Consider the following 17,447-nt stretch of genomic DNA (forward strand, 5'->3'; position numbering starts at 1 on the left):
TTTTGTGCGGTGTCAGGTTACACTATGCCTTAGTGAGTACTCATGGAGGCCGTAATCATGTCGCAGGCTAACCTCAGCGAAGTTCTGTTTAAACCCCGCTTCAAACATCCTGAAACGTCAACGTTAGTTCGTCGTTTTAACCACGGCGCGCAGCCATCTGTGCAGTCCGCTCTGGATGGTAAAACAATCCCGCACTGGTATCGCATGGTGAATCGCCTGATGTGGATCTGGCGTGGGGTCGATCCGCGTGAAATCCTTGAGGTGCAGGCGCGTATCGTCATGAGCGAAGCCGAACGCACGGATAAAGATCTCTACGATACGGTCATTGGCTATCGTGGTGGAAACTGGATCTACGAGTGGGCGAAGCAGGCGATGGACTGGCAACAGAAAGCGTCTATGGAAGAGGATCCGCAGGTGAGCGGACGCCACTGGCTGCATGCTTCCACGTTGTACAACATTGCAGCATACCCGCATTTAAAAGGTGATGAGCTGGCAGAGCAGGCGCAGGCCCTGGCCAACCGCGCTTACGAAGAGGCGGCCCAACGACTGCCAGGTACATTGCGCGAGATGGAATTTGCCGTTGCCGGCGGTGCGCCGATAACCGGCTTCCTGCACATGCCAAAAGGCGACGGCCCGTTCCCGACGGTGCTGATGTGCGGTGGTCTGGATTCTATGCAAACCGACTACTACACCCTGTATGAGCGCTATTTCGCTCCGCGTGGTATCGCCATGCTGACGCTGGATATGCCGTCGGTTGGGTTCTCGTCAAAATGGAAACTGACCCAGGATTCCAGCCTGCTGCACCAGCACGTATTAAAAGCGCTGCCGAATATTCCCTGGGTGGATCACACCCGTGTGGCGGCATTCGGTTTTCGCTTTGGCGCTAACGTCGCAGTACGCCTGGCCTATCTTGAATCATCGCGCCTGAAGGCTGTGGCCTGTCTGGGACCGGTGGTTCATGCGCTGCTTAGCGACCCACAGCGTCAGGCTTCAGTACCGGAAATGTATCTTGACGTTCTGGCCAGCCGTCTGGGGATGCACGATGCGTCCGATGAAGCGCTACGCGTCGAGCTAAACCGTTATTCATTAAAGGTACAAGGGCTGCTGGGGCGACGCTGCCCGACGCCAATGCTTTCGGGGTTCTGGAAGAACGATCCGTTTAGCCCGGAAGAGGAATCTCGCTTAATTACGTCGTCATCTTCTGACGGTAAGCTGCTGGAGGTTCCGTTCAACCCGGTGTATCGCAATTTTGACAAAGCGCTGCAAGAAATTACCGGGTGGATCAATCATAGATTGTGTTAATAGATTGCTAAATTTTATTGGTTTGGTAAAACAGTTGCTTCACCTAAGGAGATCGCAATGACGTTACCGAGTGGGCACCCGAAAAGTAGATTGATCAAAAAATTCACCGCGCTTGGCCCGTACATCCGCGAAGGGCAGTGCGAAGATAATCGATTCTTTTTCGATTGTCTGGCTGTTTGCGTCAACGTGAAACCGGCACCAGAGAAACGTGAATTTTGGGGCTGGTGGATGGAGCTGGAAGCGCAGGAGAAACGCTTTACGTACAGCTACCAGTTTGGTTTGTTCGATAAAGATGGCAACTGGACCGCCGTGCCGATTAAAGAGACTGAAGTGGTAGAGCGACTGGAATACACCTCATGAAAAGTTGCGTGGGTTGTTAACGACGCTGAATCTGGCGCTGGAGCCTGCTGACGACTTTAAGGATGAGCCGGTTAAATTAACGGCATAATGAACAGCAAAATGCCGGATGGCGGCGCAACCCCATCCGGCATTTTTTATGTTACATCAGAACTGATAAACCATACCGACGGCCACGATATCATCATCGTTGATGCCCAGTTTATTATCGCTATCGAGCTGGTTGATTTTATAATCAACAAACGCTGACATATTTTTGTTGAAGTAGTATGTTGCGCCCACGTCGATATAATTCACCAGATCCTCATTACCTACGCCTTCAATATCTTTACCTTTCGACAGCACATAACCCAGGGATGGACGCAGACCAAAGTCAAACTGGTACTGAGCAACCACTTCGAAGTTCTGAGTTTTGTTAGCAAAGCCACCGGAAATAGGTGTCATATTGCGCGTTTCAGAATAGAACGTTGCCAGATAAATGTCGTTGGCATCATATTTTAAACCTGTCGCCCAGGATTCTGCTTTATCGCCAGTACCCCGGTTTTGCAGGTTCTGCTGATTGGTACGGTCGGAGTTGGTATACGCACCACTGATGGCGAAATCGCTGCCGCCAAAGTCATACGTCACGGAGGTACCAAAGCCGTCGCCGTTCTGTTTCTTCACATCGCGGTCCTGGTTTTTGCCCTGATATTGCAGGGTAAGGTCCAGACCATCGACGACGCCGAAGAAGTCGGTATTACGGTAGGTCGCCAGGCCGCTAGCACGTTTGGTCATAAAGTTATCGGTCTGCGCGGAAGAGTCACCGCCGAATTCCGGGAACATATCCGTCCAGGCTTCCACGTCATACAGCGCACCCAGGTTACGACCATAATCAAACGAGCCAAAATCTTTTAATTTCACACCGGCGAAAGCCAGACGTGTTTTTTGCTGATTGGTTTCGTTTTCCGCTTTATTCCCTGCGAACTCAGCTTCCCAACGACCATAACCGGTCAGTTGATCGTTAATTTGTGTTTCGCCCTTAAAACCTAAGCGGATATAGCTCTGGTCGCCGTCTTTGCTGTCATAATCAGTCATGTAGTGCATCGCTTTGACTTTGCCATACAAGTCCAGTTTATTACTGTTCTTGTTATAGACTTCTGCCGCCTGTACGGACGCCGATGCAACAATTCCCATCACCACTAATGCCAGAGTGCTCTTTTTCATTTTCATTCCTGATTTAAAGTACGCGCTAATATTTACTGGGTGTGATCCCCGTTAAAAGACAGGAGGGTTTTTAACGTCTGGCAATGAACGTTTTATGACAAAGTAAGAATATTTTTAAAAAAGAATGTTTTTTTGTGTCTGTAATAAATGCGTCAAAGTCTGCCGCTACGCTTGCTGATCCTGCGCAATAAAATTTCATGCTTTGTGCGCTGGCTGTTGGCAACCGGGGCCAGTCCTGCTAAAACGTTCGTTTGATATCATTTTCCCCAATTTTGAATGGCAGAGAATCATGAGTGACAGCCAGACGCTGGTGGTAAAACTTGGCACCAGTGTGTTAACGGGCGGATCGCGCCGCCTGAACCGCGCCCATATCGTAGAACTGGTTCGCCAGTGCGCACAGCTCCACGCTGCAGGACATCGTATTGTTATCGTTACTTCGGGCGCGATTGCCGCCGGACGTGAGCATCTTGGTTACCCTGAGCTCCCGGCAACGATAGCGTCGAAACAGCTGTTGGCGGCGGTAGGGCAGAGCCGATTGATTCAACTGTGGGAACAGCTGTTCTCGATATACGGTATTCATATCGGGCAGATGCTGCTAACGCGTGCGGATATGGAAGACAGAGAGCGCTTCCTCAACGCCCGCGATACGCTGCGCGCGCTGCTGGATAACAACATTGTTCCGGTCATCAATGAGAACGATGCGGTGGCGACCGCTGAAATTAAAGTCGGTGACAACGACAATCTTTCGGCGCTGGCGGCGATCCTTGCCGGAGCCGATAAGCTGCTGCTGCTGACCGATCAGCAGGGGCTGTTTACCGCCGATCCGCGCACCAATCCGCAGGCGGAGCTTATCAAAGACGTGCACGGTATTGATGATGCGCTGCGCGCCATTGCCGGAGACAGCGTCTCTGGTCTGGGAACCGGCGGGATGGGAACAAAATTACAAGCCGCCGACGTGGCCTGCCGCGCCGGCATCGACACCATAATTGCCGCAGGCAGCAAACCGGGCGTGATTGGCGACGTGATGGAAGGCGTTTCCGTTGGGACGCGTTTTCATGCTCAGGCCTCTCCACTGGAGAACCGTAAACGCTGGATCTTCGGCGCGCCGCCTGCCGGGGAAATTACCGTTGATGAGGGCGCTACCGCAGCGATTCTGGAGCGCGGCAGCTCATTATTGCCAAAAGGGATTAAAAGCGTGACAGGCAACTTCTCTCGTGGTGAAGTGATCCGCATCTGCAATCTGGAAGGGCGCGATATTGCCCATGGCGTTACACGTTATAACAGCGATGCGCTGCGCCGTATTGCCGGACATCACTCACAACAGATCGACACCATCCTGGGCTACGAATACGGTCCGGTTGCTGTCCATCGCGACGATATGATTACCCGTTAAGGAACAGGCATATGCTGGAACAAATGGGCATTGCTGCCAAAGCTGCGTCATATAAGCTGGCGCTACTCTCCAGTCGCGAAAAAAACCGCGTGCTGGAAACCATTGCTGATGAACTGGAAGCGCAAACGGAAAGCATCCTCAGCGCGAACGCACAGGATGTTGAACAGGCGCGTGAAAATGGCCTGAGCGAAGCGATGCTTGATCGCCTCGCACTGACGCCAGCGCGTCTGAAAGCGATTGCTGACGATGTACGCCAGGTGTGTAATCTCGCTGACCCGGTCGGGCAGGTGATTGACGGTGGTCTGCTGGATAGCGGTCTGCGTCTGGAGCGTCGTCGCGTGCCGCTGGGCGTGATTGGCGTGATTTATGAAGCGCGTCCAAACGTCACCGTTGATGTGGCTACCTTGTGCCTGAAAACCGGCAATGCGGCGATCCTGCGCGGAGGAAAAGAGACGTACCGGACGAACGCCGCCACTGTTGCGGTGATCCAGCATGCGCTGCAAGCCTGCGGTTTACCGGCTGCCGCGGTGCAGTCGATTGATAACCCGGATCGTGCGCTGGTCACTGAAATGCTGCGTATGGATAAGTACATCGATATGCTGATCCCTCGCGGTGGCGCGGGCCTGCACAAGCTGTGTCGTGAGCAGTCGACTATCCCGGTTATCACCGGTGGTATTGGCGTATGTCATATCTATGTAGATGACACGGCGGAGATCGCCCCGGCACTGAAGATTATCGTTAACGCCAAAACCCAGCGTCCGAGCACGTGTAATACTGTCGAAACACTGTTGGTGAATCAGAGTATCGCTGAGCGCTTCCTGCCTGCTCTAAGCCAGCAAATGGCAGAAAGCGGCGTGACGCTTCATGCAGATGATGCTGCGCTTGCCGCGTTGCAGGCCGGACCGGCAAACGTCGTAGCGGTAAAAGAGGAACAGTATGACGATGAGTTTTTATCGCTGGATCTGAACGTGAAAATCGTCACCAGTCTGGATGATGCCATTGCCCATATTCGTGAGCATGGTACTCAGCATTCCGATGCGATTCTGACGCGTACGCTGCGCAACGCCGATCGTTTTGTGAATGAAGTCGATTCTTCCGCTGTGTATGTGAACGCCTCCACCCGTTTTACCGATGGCGGTCAGTTTGGGCTCGGGGCGGAAGTGGCAGTTAGCACGCAAAAATTACACGCGCGTGGCCCAATGGGGCTGGAAGCACTGACTACATACAAATGGGTTGGCTTCGGCGACGACACGATCCGTGCGTAATTGAAAACGGGCGATGCCATAATAGCACTCTGATTTTCAAGGCTATTAAGGCATCGCCCAGTTAATTCTAACCTTCACTCCACTGCCACATTTTTTCTATCCTGCGTTTTAACATCATCAGTCTGGTTTTGACCCATGCGTCCCTGCGCCATAAAGGCGATGTATCACAGAATTTTCCCCGCCAGCATGAATTTTCCTGGTCTTCAGTTCACGTATTGTTCCCATGGCCCGATCTATTAGAATCAGTCTCATTTTTATGAGGAGTTGTTGCGTGAAATCGGATATTCACAAACATCGCATTCCTGTTGTGCCGCTCGGCAACCCGTTTCCCCCCCGCCATTGTTCGCTGTGTCCAAAGGGAGCGGCAATTGATCGTGATAATCAACACCGATTAATAGACAAAAGAAGAAGGTTTAAAGCAGGGGAGATACTCGCCAGGCAGGATGAAGCCGCAAACATGCTTTTTGTTATTCACGAGGGATACTGCAAGTCCAGCGTGGAATGCGGTGATAACGATTTTATCAGTCGCTTTTATGTTCCGGGAGATATCATGGCGCTGGATGCTGTCGAAGGGGGGAAGTACCTGACAACGATTAAGGCGGCAACGGCTGCGGAGGTATGTCATATCGATATTGCGCGGTTGTTCAAAGTAGCAGAAAAGGATCCGTCGGTTGCTGCCGCAGTCATCAAGTTTCTCTGCAGGGACAATGGATTCATTGTTGAAAAACTGCGGCGCTATGCGAATAAACATGCTGAGGCCAGGATCGCTGCTTTTCTGGTGGAATTTTACGAGATGCATTTACGTATTGGCAGGCCAGAAACGACGCTACACTTGCCATTCTCCCGGGAGGAAATTGCCAGTTATCTTGACCTTAAAATTGAAACCGTTAGCCGCTCATTAAAATCCCTCGAACAACAAAATTTGATTACCCTACATCGAGTGCGTACGGTAACACTTAATAGTTATTTGGGATTAAAAGGTTTCAGCTAAATCTCTCATGGTTGAACGTTATATAAATCTTGATATTCCAGGAATATTCTTTTTATATGGAAAGTTCCTGGTTTTATTTTTGTGAAATAATTATCAATTCGAATACTAATCCTCCAGCTTAGTGCTTATTTTATAAGAATATTCCCTCATATATGAATATTTTATGAGAATTTTCTTGTGAAGTTAAAAATTTAGCATAATTGCAACAAATAATAAGCATTATAGAGAAAATATGGAGGTGTTAATTATCTTTATGTTTTGTAAGGGTTTTGCTTAGGTGCTATTTGTATGATCTTTTTGATATTTATCAAAAACATAAAAAAGATGAATTGTTTGGTATTACTTATTTGTGTGGGTGATAATTCTGAAACATGGCATATTTTAAGTAATTGCGTCTTAGGAAACTTCTTAGATAGATTTTTTGGTGGGAAAATTCTTAGTTTTTTGTAATTTTTGCGTTTCAGGGTTTGTTGAGATGTTACTTAATTCAAATGATAATTTTGGGGCGCGGCAATTCTGGCTCGCAATTAATGGAACCGCTGGAGTGATTTAAAAATAAGACTCGGTGGTGAGTTTGTTCTTAGGAGAAGATAAAAATGAAAAAATTATTATTAGTAACCTCTCTGGCTTCTGTATTTGTTGCAGCAAATGCAATGGCAGACGTTACTGCTTCTGCAACTGCCTCGTGGGACGCGACGGCAACAAAAGATACCACCAGCATGTTGGTTGTCACTCCGCTGAACTCTTTGACTTTCCAGTATGCTGAAGGACTGAACGCCTTCAACTCTCAGGACGGTGCTTTTGATGTGACTATTCAGGGTCAGGAAACGGCAACTGATTTTGAGCTGACTGCTCAGATCATTAGTAACACGCTGACCAACGCCAGTGGCGATGCGTCTACCCTGAACGTAGGGGTGGCATGGAATGGCACCGCGCTGACTAATTCATCAGATACTGTCCTGGTTAACTCCAGTTCGACTTCTGGTCTTGAAAGCCTGATGGCTGATGGCGCTTATAACGGTGCTGCTCGTGTCAGCGATCAATCCAACTTCAAATTCACCATCGCGTCAGCGACTTCTGATGGTAGCCAGACAGTAACGGATTACTCTGCTCTGCCAGACGGCTATTGGACCGGCGATGTAAAAGTACAGTTTAATGCAACCTGGACGACTCCGTCTGCCTAAGTAATAAAAATTCGGGAGAATTTTTTCTCCCGAATTTATCAGGAATGGCGTCATGAAAAAATATTTACCGACAGCGATGTTGGTAGGGTTAGTAGCATCTTTTCCCGGATGGGCAATTAATGTGGGTGAAATCACATCGATAATGACTTCTGCTGAGAGTTCATTATCGAAAGAAATTACTAATACAACTGATGCGGCGCGTTATGTCAGTGTTTCGGTAAAACAATTGTCATCACCTTTGGCGGGGGGAGTCGAAATAAAGCCTGTTAATTCCGGAGAGTTACTTTCTACACCTGCCAATCTTATTCTTCCTGGTCAGGCAAAGGATGTTTTTCGCTTCTTTTATAAAGGACCAGCAGATGATCTCGAACGTTATTATCGTCTGCAATGGATAGATGAGCCGGTCACCGAGAGCGTGGAAACCCGGGCGAATAAAATGGCGGTTGCAACAGCGTCGGCAGAAATTGGCACTATTCTGGTGGTCGCACCGCGCAAAGAGCGTTTTGAATACAGCCGTAATGGCGATGTTATTACCAATACCGGCAATGTTTCATTTCGTGTGATCGCCTATGGCGCTTGCAAAGACAAGGCTCGCGATCAGGGACGAGGTTGTCGCGAACGTTATTACATTATGCCGGGTACGAAAATAAAATTACAGTTTACCGACATCAGCAATAGCCGTTCACGCATCGGTATCTGGCACGGTAAGCAGTTTATTACAGTGAAGTGATGGTCGATTGCAGCCATCTGTACGGGATAAATAAAAATACCGGAATGTAAGGATGCATATGACAACAATAAATATTGTCGGCGGTAGCATTTGTCTTTTTCTTGCGCTGACACCAGGAACTTCACATGCAGCCCCAGTAAAAGTGGGTAATTACGTTATTCCCAGTGCTTTCGCCCGTTCACTGGAGCAGGGAATGACGGTGCCGGTATATATTCGTTACAACGAGACTGACGAGAAAAGTCAGCAAAAAATTGCCGATGCGGTGATTTCGCTTGTTGATGGCAATATTACAGTTAAAGCCCTGACTCTTGCTGAATTGCCTAATAATGCCGTGTTATCTGGAAAAACTCGTGCGTTGGTAGAAAAAATTCGTGATGTGAAATTTCACGATAACACCAATATCGAGCTATCGGACAATGCATGCCTGCAGCTCAACGTCTCTTCATTTCACCTGGAGATGATTGTCAGCAAAGATGCGTTAACTGAAGCGATTGTCGCACGCAGTAGCCTGCTTGGACCTTCCAGCGTGGAGTCTCTCTCTAACGTCCTGAACTATAACTTTGGTACCTACTACAACGATTATCATAATGGCAGCAGTACCCGCAGCTATCTGACGGTTGACAACACAACATCGCAGCGTGAGCACCATATCAACATTAACGGTTCGTTTTACGGCATCGGCGACAGCAACGGCACCAGCAAACTCTATCGTGCGATGTATGAGCGTGATTATGACGGTTATCGACTGGCGCTCGGGATGCTCGACACCTGGAATGTCCAGTCTATTGCCAGCCTGAATGCACTGAATGGCGGGAAAATTTACGGTGTGAGCTACGGAAACAAAGGAAGTACGGTTGTTGAGAATACCGCGCTTTCACTCACGCCGATTACCGTATTTTTGCCAGCCGCTGGCGAGGTTCATGTCTTCCGTGATGGGCGTTTGCTCAGCGTGCAGAACTTTAATATGGGCAGTTATGAAATTGATACCAGTCGTTTTCCGTATGGTGTTTATGACGTCACGGTAGATATCGTCGTCAATGGCCGGACAATTAATAGTCGTATCAGCAGGGTTAATAAAATCTTTGCCCGCCAGCAAGCTGCCGGGATTGATCAGCTCTCGTGGCAGCTGTTTGGTGGTTCACTGGATTATGACCGTGTGAGTTATAAGCGAAATCATTATCAGGATTTGGGCAGCGAGCAGACCTGGATTGCCGGGGGGGCCGCATCGGTGACGCTGGCGATATTGTCGGGGCTGGGCCTGAAGTCCACGCTCTACGGTTTTGACAACAATGCGGTTAATGAAACGGATGTCACGCTCAATGTGAATGAATACGTAAGCATTGGCAATCAGACGCTGGTGGCGAACGATTCGTCATGGCGAAATATCAGTAACATCAACCTTAATGTACCTGAGGGATACGGTTCCCTTTGGGCATCTCGTGAAGACAGTAAAATTGGCGATCGTCTGCCCATGCAGGAGCGTGATAATTATTCCATTGGCGGGACTCTTAACCTCGGAAAGTTTATTCCTCATGGCGGCTCGCTCACCGTGAGTCAGACGGAGAATCGCTACTCGGGAAATAAATATCGTAATCTGGACTACAGCACGACCCTTTATTCAGGCAGGTATGCCACGGTTGGGTTGCGTGCAGGTATTCAGCGTTATTACTACAACAACCGGAATGACGATGGGCGACAGGAACGTTATGTCAGTCTGGATTTATCGTTGCCGTTGGCATCCTGGTTGAGCATGGGCGTCTCCCGGGATCGCTATGGCAGTACTCAGGGTAATCTCAGCGCGCGCAAGCAGTATGCTGAGGGCCCGATTAAATCGGTCGGATTGTCGGCATCAACGCGTCTGAGTGGTGAACAGTATTACGACAATAATTATTCGGTAAACGGCAATTTGAGTTATGACACGAAATATAACGCCGGCACCGTATCGGTAACGCGTTCTGCTGACAACTCCACCAATATGAACTTCTCTTCCCAGGGTTCTCTGGCGTGGGCAGGTAAAGATTTCGGCCTGAGTAAAGAGCGGCAGCGGTCTGGCATCATTGTGAAAACAGATTTGACCGGCGAAGGGAAACTGGCTGCGAAGATTAATAACCGCAACTATCTTCTCAGCGGTAAATCAAATTTCATTGCACTGCCGCCCTATGCTCAGTACAAGCTGGAAATCCTCAATGATAAAAACTCTGAGGACAGCTTCGATATTGTTTCAGGACGCAAACAGGAGCTGACGCTATATCCGGGTAATGTGGGTGTTATCAACCCTGAAGTGAAAAGCATGGTCACCGTATTCGGGCGCATTCGTTATCCCGATGGGCAGTTGGCTGCAAATACCGATATCCATAACCACATCGGTAAAACGCGTACGGATGAAAAGGGTGAGTTTGCTATTGATATCGATAAAAAGTATCCGGTCATCACGTTAATTTCAGCCAATGGCAGCATATGCGAAGCCGATCTTGATTTGGAAAAAGCACGGGGCGCAGCGTGGATTGGTGATGTGAAATGTGCAACGCAAACCACGATGGCGCAGAGGTAATAAAATGAAAGTATTGATTAAATTAGCTACTGTAATCTGTACCGTAGGGAGTTTTTCACCTGTGCCTGCTTTGGCGTTGAATGCAATCTCTTCCGGCTCAGTCAGTAATAACTATTTGTTTATCGAAAATGCCATTGATAGTGAATACTTTATTACCCCATCGGCACTTGATCCACGTTTCAGCGGATCAAACACGTGGATAAAATACGGTACCTCTCAGGTCAGTCTCGGGTATTTAGGTTTTGTCGGCTGGACTGCGCCTGGACATTATTATCAGGACATGTGGATTGATAACTCCCCGATTAACGGGCCTTTCCGGGGAATCCGTTGTTATAGTGGCACTCAATGTCCATCAACCGGGTTTATTGCCGGATTGGGCACAGACAAAAACGGTTTTTATCATGCGCAGGTCGGCTCTGTCGCAGGCGTTATTGGTGGCGCCTACGGATTCGCTTCCCTGACCGATACTGCTTATGAGTACTTTCGCAATGTGCCTACCGGTAGCAGCGAAACCTATGTGTTCAACCGCTGTTATACTTCTGTGAATTATGATTATTCTTCCGGGCAACGGTGCAAAGACCAATCGACAGGATCATGGAATTACGTCAATTACACGTTAACTAAACGCGGTCATCTGTCACTTGTCTCGACTAACGCATTTCAGGAGCTTTGGGTTGCCAGCGATGGTACGCCGAGCATCACCAAAGACTCTGGTTATTGCGAACTTGGCGTGGTGGGCGGTACTGACGGTGTGATTTGCAAAATGGTGAGTTATAACTTGCAACAAACGGCCAATCTGACCGCCTCCTTGACGTTTCGCGCTTTTGTCGACACGGCGATGCTAGGTTTTACGCCCGGAGCGGCCACCGTGAGATACTCCGGGAATGGTTCAAACTGGTATAACTATGGTACTTCAACTGCTTATTACAACGTTTTTACGACCTCTGGAGAATACATTTATATTTTTCTGTCAAAAGCATTTTTGAAGAATCTTGTCGATTCAGGGATCAGCATTACTAACAGTCAGCCCTTTACCTTCGGCTTTTATAATGGCTTAACACCAGAGTCAGGACACTACCAGTTTACCCCTTCGCTACAGCTTAATATTGTGCCGAAGGAGTATGGGATCAGTATCGTCTCTTCGGACAACACAGCTTCTGCGAGCGGTAGTGGCACGATTGGTGATGCCGCTCCTATAGAAATGGATTACACCGTAACCGTCTCAGGCCCCCGTCAGGCCGACAGTATCACCGCGCAAGTTATTGGGGAAAGTACGACGATAAACAGTGTGCCCTACTGTCTGTTTACGTCTGCGCAAGGCGGGCTGTCCGTCCCCATTCCCGCTTTTCTGCAGTACAACAGTCAGTCGGGGGGCGTGGTGCAAAAACGAAATAGCTGCAGTGAAGCGGCAGTCAGTATGAGAGATGCGCAGTGGCAACAGACGCCCTGGGACGCAAATAACAATGACGATGGAAGCTATTATGCTACTGATTTAAAGTTGCTTTTCTCAATGAATGATTCGCGTTCGATGTTAACCGTTTCCGGCGCTGACTGGGAAGGTGTCGTCAGCGCTAGTGGAGAGATAAAAGTCACGGCGAATTGGGTGGGAGTGACGCCATGAACCGCCGTCGTCTGGCGCTTAGATGGGTATTTATTCTACTTTCCGGTCTGACAGCATTCTCTACACAGGCAGTCTACCTGGAGTCGACCATTTATGAGATGCCGTCGGATAAATCATTTATCAGTAAACGAATCTATAACGATAGCCAGAAACAGAATTTATACAGTATCGGCGCAGTAAAAATTGATAAGCCGGGACCGGGAGGAGAAAACAGGAGTGCTATTGCTGAAGGCGAACTTCTGTTTACTCCGCTGAATTTTTCACTGGCTCCGCAGGCGAGTGAGTTTTTTAAGATTTTCTACCGTGGGCCGCAGGATGATAAAGAACGCTATTACCGAATTCTGTTTCGTGAAATGCCGATCACGCTGTTTACTGAACGTAATCAAGGGAAAGGCGGGCAGGCTCTCCCGGTGATCGCTATGGACACCATATTGGTTGTTCGCCCGAGAAACATAAATCTGGCCTACACCATTGATGAGGCTAACGGAACATTGAAAAACACCGGGAATACTTTTTTTAAAATCATCGTACATCAGGGGTGCAACTCAACCGATGATGAAGCCACCATGCATTATGTGTTGCCGGGTGAAACCTGGCGTAGCAGCGAGCTGAAAACTAAAAACCGAAAGTTTATCGTAGCGTTGCAGAAATACATTCCAGTGGGTCAGGGGTGCTTCAAACTCAATCAATAGTAAGTATTGAGTCTGATCCGATATGTCATGGTTAGATATCGAACCTATACTGTAACTATCTTTATACAATGCAGTAATCAGCTTGGCACAGATGAAACTTTGGTCATTTGTACTCCATGTCACGGTATTTAAGAGTCAGGTAGTATGAAAAGTATAATTAATGATCAGGTTGAGTACGATTCCACCAGAAAAAGCCTGAAACATCGCGATACTACAATAATCCTTTCGGCATCTACAGCGAGACTACTTGAGCTATTCATTGCCTATAAAAATCAACAACTCCACCGTGAGTTTATCATAGAAGAAGTATGGAAGAAGCATGGCATGGCCCCATCGGGTCATAGCCTTAATAAAAGTATCAGTATATTGCGAAAAGCATTTAGTGAGTTGGGGGCCGAAAACCCCATTGAAACGTTGCCCCGGCAGGGATTTTTGTTCCATGCTTCGGTCAATGATGAACAGTCATCTTTCAGTAGGGATGTACCTGTTCGTTCGGTAACAGAAACGGTGAATTCACCCGCAACACCGAAACGCAAAAATATTCTTCTGTTCATTTTGTTGTTCGCTTTTCTTGGGAGCGCGGTTTTGATATTGCCAGCTCTTAACTCAGGTACCACGAATTTTATCTATATCAGGGCAATAGGTGATTGTGAACTTTATACTGCCGATGACAATAATGCTGATAAAACGAAGGAATTTTTATCTTCTGATATGTGGCGAAAAGTAAATACAATTTGTCATAATGGCAAGAAAACAATTGTTTTTTATGATGATAATAATTTATCGGCAGGTAATAATCTTAAAGAGAATTTTTTGGGGATCTGTACGCTGGATAAAGGAGGGGTTGCCCGTGAATGCGAAAATTATCTTTATTAGCGGGGCGATCTTTCTTGCTGTGATAACAGCATACTTTTTTTATCGCCATCAAGAACCTGAGACGTTGACCTGCTCTGCCAAGAATTACCTTCATTTGCAGGCGCAAACTCAGGGGGTAAAAATTGAAGGTGAAGTTCTGTTGGTTTTTCGTATTTCTTCCGCTACCGAAGGGCGGGTATCCCAGGTAGGGAGCCTTAATATTCAAGGTAAGCACTATGCTGTAGATCGTAATGTTGTTCTGAATTTTATTGGCAAAGACCGCGACGGATATTTGCAAACTCGTCGCCAGGCTATCGTCAAAAACAAAAATGATAATGTTCCCGATGAAATTACAGAACTGCTTATGTCTCAACAGGATATTTTCTATTATAAGGTCATCCGTATCGCCGGAAATGTCTATGCGATAAGAGATCTGCGACGTACGCTCATGGTTTGTCGGGCAGCATAAATCGAGGTAATATGTTAGTATTTTGATTTTTGTGGTTTTATGTTTTGTTATTTCTTATGTTTGTAGTCTTTTATTTTGTCTTGTGGTGAAAATGAGTAAAAGGATTTGTACTGGTGAAAATTAGGAATTTTCCTTTTTCGATATTTAAAATGGATTTACCATTTAATGGGAATACGCATATGGATAATTGTGATTATAAAATCTGAAACTACGTGATATGACTTATGGATAAAGTTAGTTCACGAACCGCCTTATAATTGCTGGAGGCTGAAGGTGTTGTATATTCTCTCGTGTATATAACGAGGGACCTGCTATGCCATAAATTTAAGTTGGTGGTAACTATGAATATGAAAAAGGTTTTTCTGCTCAGTTATGATATTTTTCTTTTCTCAGGGATAAAAGCATGGCTGCCAAATCTGGTACTGGTTGATGCGCGAACATTTATTTCTGGTACGCAGTCAGTTATTCCACGACACCCGTCCTGTTTGCTGGTGATCGATAACCGGTTACCATTGCTCCTGGTCAGGAAATGGTTTCAGAGAAATAGCACGCAGTTTATCAACATAAACTGTATTGTTCTTCGGATGAATGAAACTCGTTCTGTTAATCGAGGATACGAGGAGTATGCTTTCATTAATGGACGAGAATTATCTGATCAATTGATTTCTCAGCTAAGAGCCAATTTAATGGCACCCAATGAGGTTGTGGAGGTCACTAAAGGTTCGACGATGTTTACTTTTCATTTGACTGAATTTGAAGAGGAAATGTTGTATGCATCATTCACAAAAGAAAAGTTGCACGATTTTTGTATTGCTAACTCACTAACAACTAAGTCAGTGTATCGATATCGGGAACGGATAACCGCTCGCCTGGGATTTTCTCATTTTAATGAAACCATCATTTTTTTAACCAGGAATAATTTATTGCATGAAGGTTACCCGACAAACAATTATTCTGGTGAGAATGTAATTTACGGCGAAGCATATGATGTCTCAGATTCTGGTCGACTGAGTATGGCAATAAGGAATGAAGAAATCATTCCTTATTTTCAGCCCATCGTAAATATCAATGGGGACGTCTGTGGCGTTGAGGTTTTGGCTCGATGGCCACAGGGCCATAATTATGCGATTTCTCAGCGTGAGTTTATACCTCTGGCTGAAAAAAGTGGCTTAATGAATGAGTTAACGAGCTATTTAATGACCACCGTTGCGCGTAATCTGGTCGACGGAAGCGAAGGGATAAATAAAACACTATTCGTCTCCTTTAATGTCAGTCCATCAGGTTTAAGTAATCCCGTTTTTTATTGGGAATGCCTTAATTTTATGGAGATAACGCAAAGACTACCGATAAAATTAATGATTGAAATAACCGAAAATCAGACTCTCACTATCACTCCAGCCATCAAAGAGCTGATACGATCGTTGCGAAACAGAGGAGTTCTGTTTGCTTTAGATGATTTTGGGACGGGATACGCTAACCTCTGCTATCTCAATGAGTTAGACCTGGATGTTATCAAAATTGATAAAACTTTCATCAAGGCTATTAAAGAAGCTGAGCAACATATCCCTATGCTCGAGTCAATCATTCATCTTTCCGGGCTCCTGGGATTACGCATGGTGGCGGAAGGCGTTGAATATGGCTATCAGCAGCAATGGTTGGGGAAAAATAATGTGGATTACCTGCAGGGCTATCAATTTTTACCGCCAGTGATGTTTGATGATTTTATGCGTTTTTACAAGCAGTCTGTAGGGTTGTTTGAATCAGCGTCGGATTCAACTTTTTCAGCGTAAACCTGTCGGGAACATCAGGGGCGGATGCCTCTGATGCCGGTATTTTTGCAGAGGTTAGTGCTACAGATCCTGCCTGTCTGGTGAAGGCGAAAGCCTGTGGTGAATGAAGCATCGTTTGTTTATGTGTCTTTTACAGGGTATTTATAACGGTATCAGCGTTAATCAAACCGCTTCCGAGGTTAGTCCATAGCCATGCGTCATTTCCTGCAAAAATTAAGGGCCTGGTTTCCGCCGCCACTCATCTTAGTACTTTTCCTCGTTGCCGATGCGTTGACGGCGAGCTCACGTTTCACATTTGGCGCGGTAAATATCGTGATAAGCGCATTACTGGCCAGTGTCAGTCTGTGGATGATACTGCATACCGCATGGCAAATGCGGATGAAACGTACGACCCTGAACCCGCTTCATGCAAATAAATCGACCACGCTTGTTACCGGCGGATGTTACGCCTGGAGTCGCAACCCGATCTACCTTGGTATGAGCGGACTCCAGCTAGCCTTTGCTCTGTTCATCGGCAGTCCGGCTGGCGTAGTGGCTGTACCGCTGTTTATGCTGGCGGTTGCCAGATTGCATATTGATTTTGAAGAGGAACAATTGCGAAAACATTTCGGGCTGGAATGGGATCGCTTTGAGCGACAGGTTCGCCGCTGGCTATAGTCATACCCGACCGGGTACAAGCATTCCTGTCACGACACGATTCGTGCGTAATTGAAACCGGATGATGCAAAATTAGGCGTTTGATTCACAAGGCCATTGACGCATCGCCCGGTTAGTTTTAACCTTCTACCCCGTGTTCGCATTCGTGGGCATGTCCTTATCAGGGCCGATATAGCTCAGTTGGTAGAGCAGCGCATTCGTAATGCGAAGGTCGTAGGTTCGACTCCTATTATCGGCACCATTTCTCTATTTCCTCGGACTGATTTTTCCCATTTCCTGTACCAGGCCCAGGCCGTTTGATGTCATCATCATCTCATTGTACTCAAATAAATCTTCTGTATTACCGCTATCCTTCCTCCAGAAGGGAGCAGCGACAGCCGCTCCCTT

14 protein-coding genes, 1 tRNA gene and 1 pseudogene are annotated in these 17,447 nt (G+C 47.1%); 15 read left to right on the forward strand and 1 reads right to left on the reverse strand.

Translation table 11 applies throughout. The features are described from left to right. The first annotated feature begins 57 nt into the window (after positions 1-57). Positions 58-1,302: an esterase FrsA gene (frsA, locus tag FDX03_RS02890; RefSeq protein ID WP_061067342.1), complete on the forward strand. Its 1,245-nt coding sequence runs from the start codon at positions 58-60 to the stop codon at positions 1,300-1,302. A 57-nt stretch (positions 1,303-1,359) separates the two neighbouring features. Beyond that, a pseudogene (gene crl / locus FDX03_RS02895) lies at positions 1,360-1,750 on the forward strand (sigma factor-binding protein Crl). A 56-nt stretch (positions 1,751-1,806) separates the two neighbouring features. Here crl and phoE read toward each other — a convergent pair. Next, positions 1,807-2,862 carry a phosphoporin PhoE gene (phoE, locus tag FDX03_RS02900; RefSeq protein ID WP_048212528.1) on the reverse strand — a complete coding sequence of 352 codons (1,056 nt, stop codon included), beginning with the start codon at positions 2,860-2,862 and terminating at the stop codon, positions 1,807-1,809. Positions 2,863-3,151: 289 nt separating this feature from the next. Here phoE and proB point away from each other — a divergent pair, with 289 nt between their 5' ends. The 13 genes from proB to FDX03_RS02965 all read left to right on the forward strand — a co-directional run bounded on the left by proB (position 3,152) and on the right by FDX03_RS02965 (position 17,301). Next, entirely contained in the window at positions 3,152-4,255 is a 1,104-nt protein-coding gene (gene proB / locus FDX03_RS02905; protein ID WP_003031373.1) for a glutamate 5-kinase, read from the forward strand. Positions 4,256-4,266: 11 nt separating this feature from the next. After that, a complete protein-coding gene (proA, locus tag FDX03_RS02910; RefSeq protein ID WP_061067343.1) occupies positions 4,267-5,520 on the forward strand; it encodes a glutamate-5-semialdehyde dehydrogenase in 1,254 nt (417 codons plus the stop codon). A gap of 271 nt (positions 5,521-5,791) precedes the next feature. Continuing rightward, a complete protein-coding gene (locus FDX03_RS02915; protein WP_061067344.1) occupies positions 5,792-6,511 on the forward strand; it encodes a Crp/Fnr family transcriptional regulator in 720 nt (239 codons plus the stop codon). Positions 6,512-7,107: 596 nt separating this feature from the next. Next, a complete protein-coding gene (locus FDX03_RS02920; protein WP_115643841.1) occupies positions 7,108-7,695 on the forward strand; it encodes a common pilus major fimbrillin subunit EcpA in 588 nt (195 codons plus the stop codon). A 52-nt stretch (positions 7,696-7,747) separates the two neighbouring features. Beyond that, positions 7,748-8,425 carry a hypothetical protein gene (locus FDX03_RS02925; RefSeq protein ID WP_115600906.1) on the forward strand — a complete coding sequence of 226 codons (678 nt, stop codon included), beginning with the start codon at positions 7,748-7,750 and terminating at the stop codon, positions 8,423-8,425. Between the two features lie 58 nt (positions 8,426-8,483). Further along, a complete protein-coding gene (locus FDX03_RS02930; RefSeq protein WP_137345466.1) occupies positions 8,484-10,976 on the forward strand; it encodes a CS1-pili formation C-terminal domain-containing protein in 2,493 nt (830 codons plus the stop codon). Between the two features lie 4 nt (positions 10,977-10,980). Continuing rightward, complete coding sequence (locus FDX03_RS02935; protein WP_137345467.1) at positions 10,981-12,597, forward strand: fimbrial protein; 1,617 nt, start codon at positions 10,981-10,983, stop codon at positions 12,595-12,597. Then, complete coding sequence (locus FDX03_RS02940) at positions 12,594-13,289, forward strand: fimbria/pilus periplasmic chaperone (RefSeq protein ID WP_137345468.1); 696 nt, start codon at positions 12,594-12,596, stop codon at positions 13,287-13,289. The genes FDX03_RS02935 and FDX03_RS02940 overlap by 4 nt, the downstream gene beginning before the upstream one ends. A gap of 144 nt (positions 13,290-13,433) precedes the next feature. Beyond that, on the forward strand, positions 13,434-14,165 hold the full coding sequence (locus FDX03_RS02945) for a winged helix-turn-helix domain-containing protein (protein ID WP_137345469.1): 732 nt from the start codon (positions 13,434-13,436) through the stop codon (positions 14,163-14,165). Next, entirely contained in the window at positions 14,140-14,613 is a 474-nt protein-coding gene (locus FDX03_RS02950; protein ID WP_137345470.1) for a hypothetical protein, read from the forward strand. Before FDX03_RS02945 ends, FDX03_RS02950 begins: the two co-directional genes overlap by 26 nt. A 341-nt stretch (positions 14,614-14,954) precedes the next feature. Continuing rightward, complete coding sequence (locus FDX03_RS02955; protein ID WP_137345471.1) at positions 14,955-16,403, forward strand: EAL domain-containing protein; 1,449 nt, start codon at positions 14,955-14,957, stop codon at positions 16,401-16,403. 192 nt (positions 16,404-16,595) lie between these two features. Then, positions 16,596-17,060: an isoprenylcysteine carboxylmethyltransferase family protein gene (locus FDX03_RS02960; RefSeq protein ID WP_061067350.1), complete on the forward strand. Its 465-nt coding sequence runs from the start codon at positions 16,596-16,598 to the stop codon at positions 17,058-17,060. Between the two features lie 165 nt (positions 17,061-17,225). After that, positions 17,226-17,301: transfer RNA gene (locus FDX03_RS02965), tRNA-Thr, on the forward strand. Positions 17,302-17,447: the final 146 nt, after the last annotated feature.

Origin of the sequence: Citrobacter sp. wls827, from assembly GCF_005280875.1 — a bacterium.
Classification (GTDB): Bacteria; Pseudomonadota; Gammaproteobacteria; order Enterobacterales; family Enterobacteriaceae; genus Citrobacter; species Citrobacter youngae.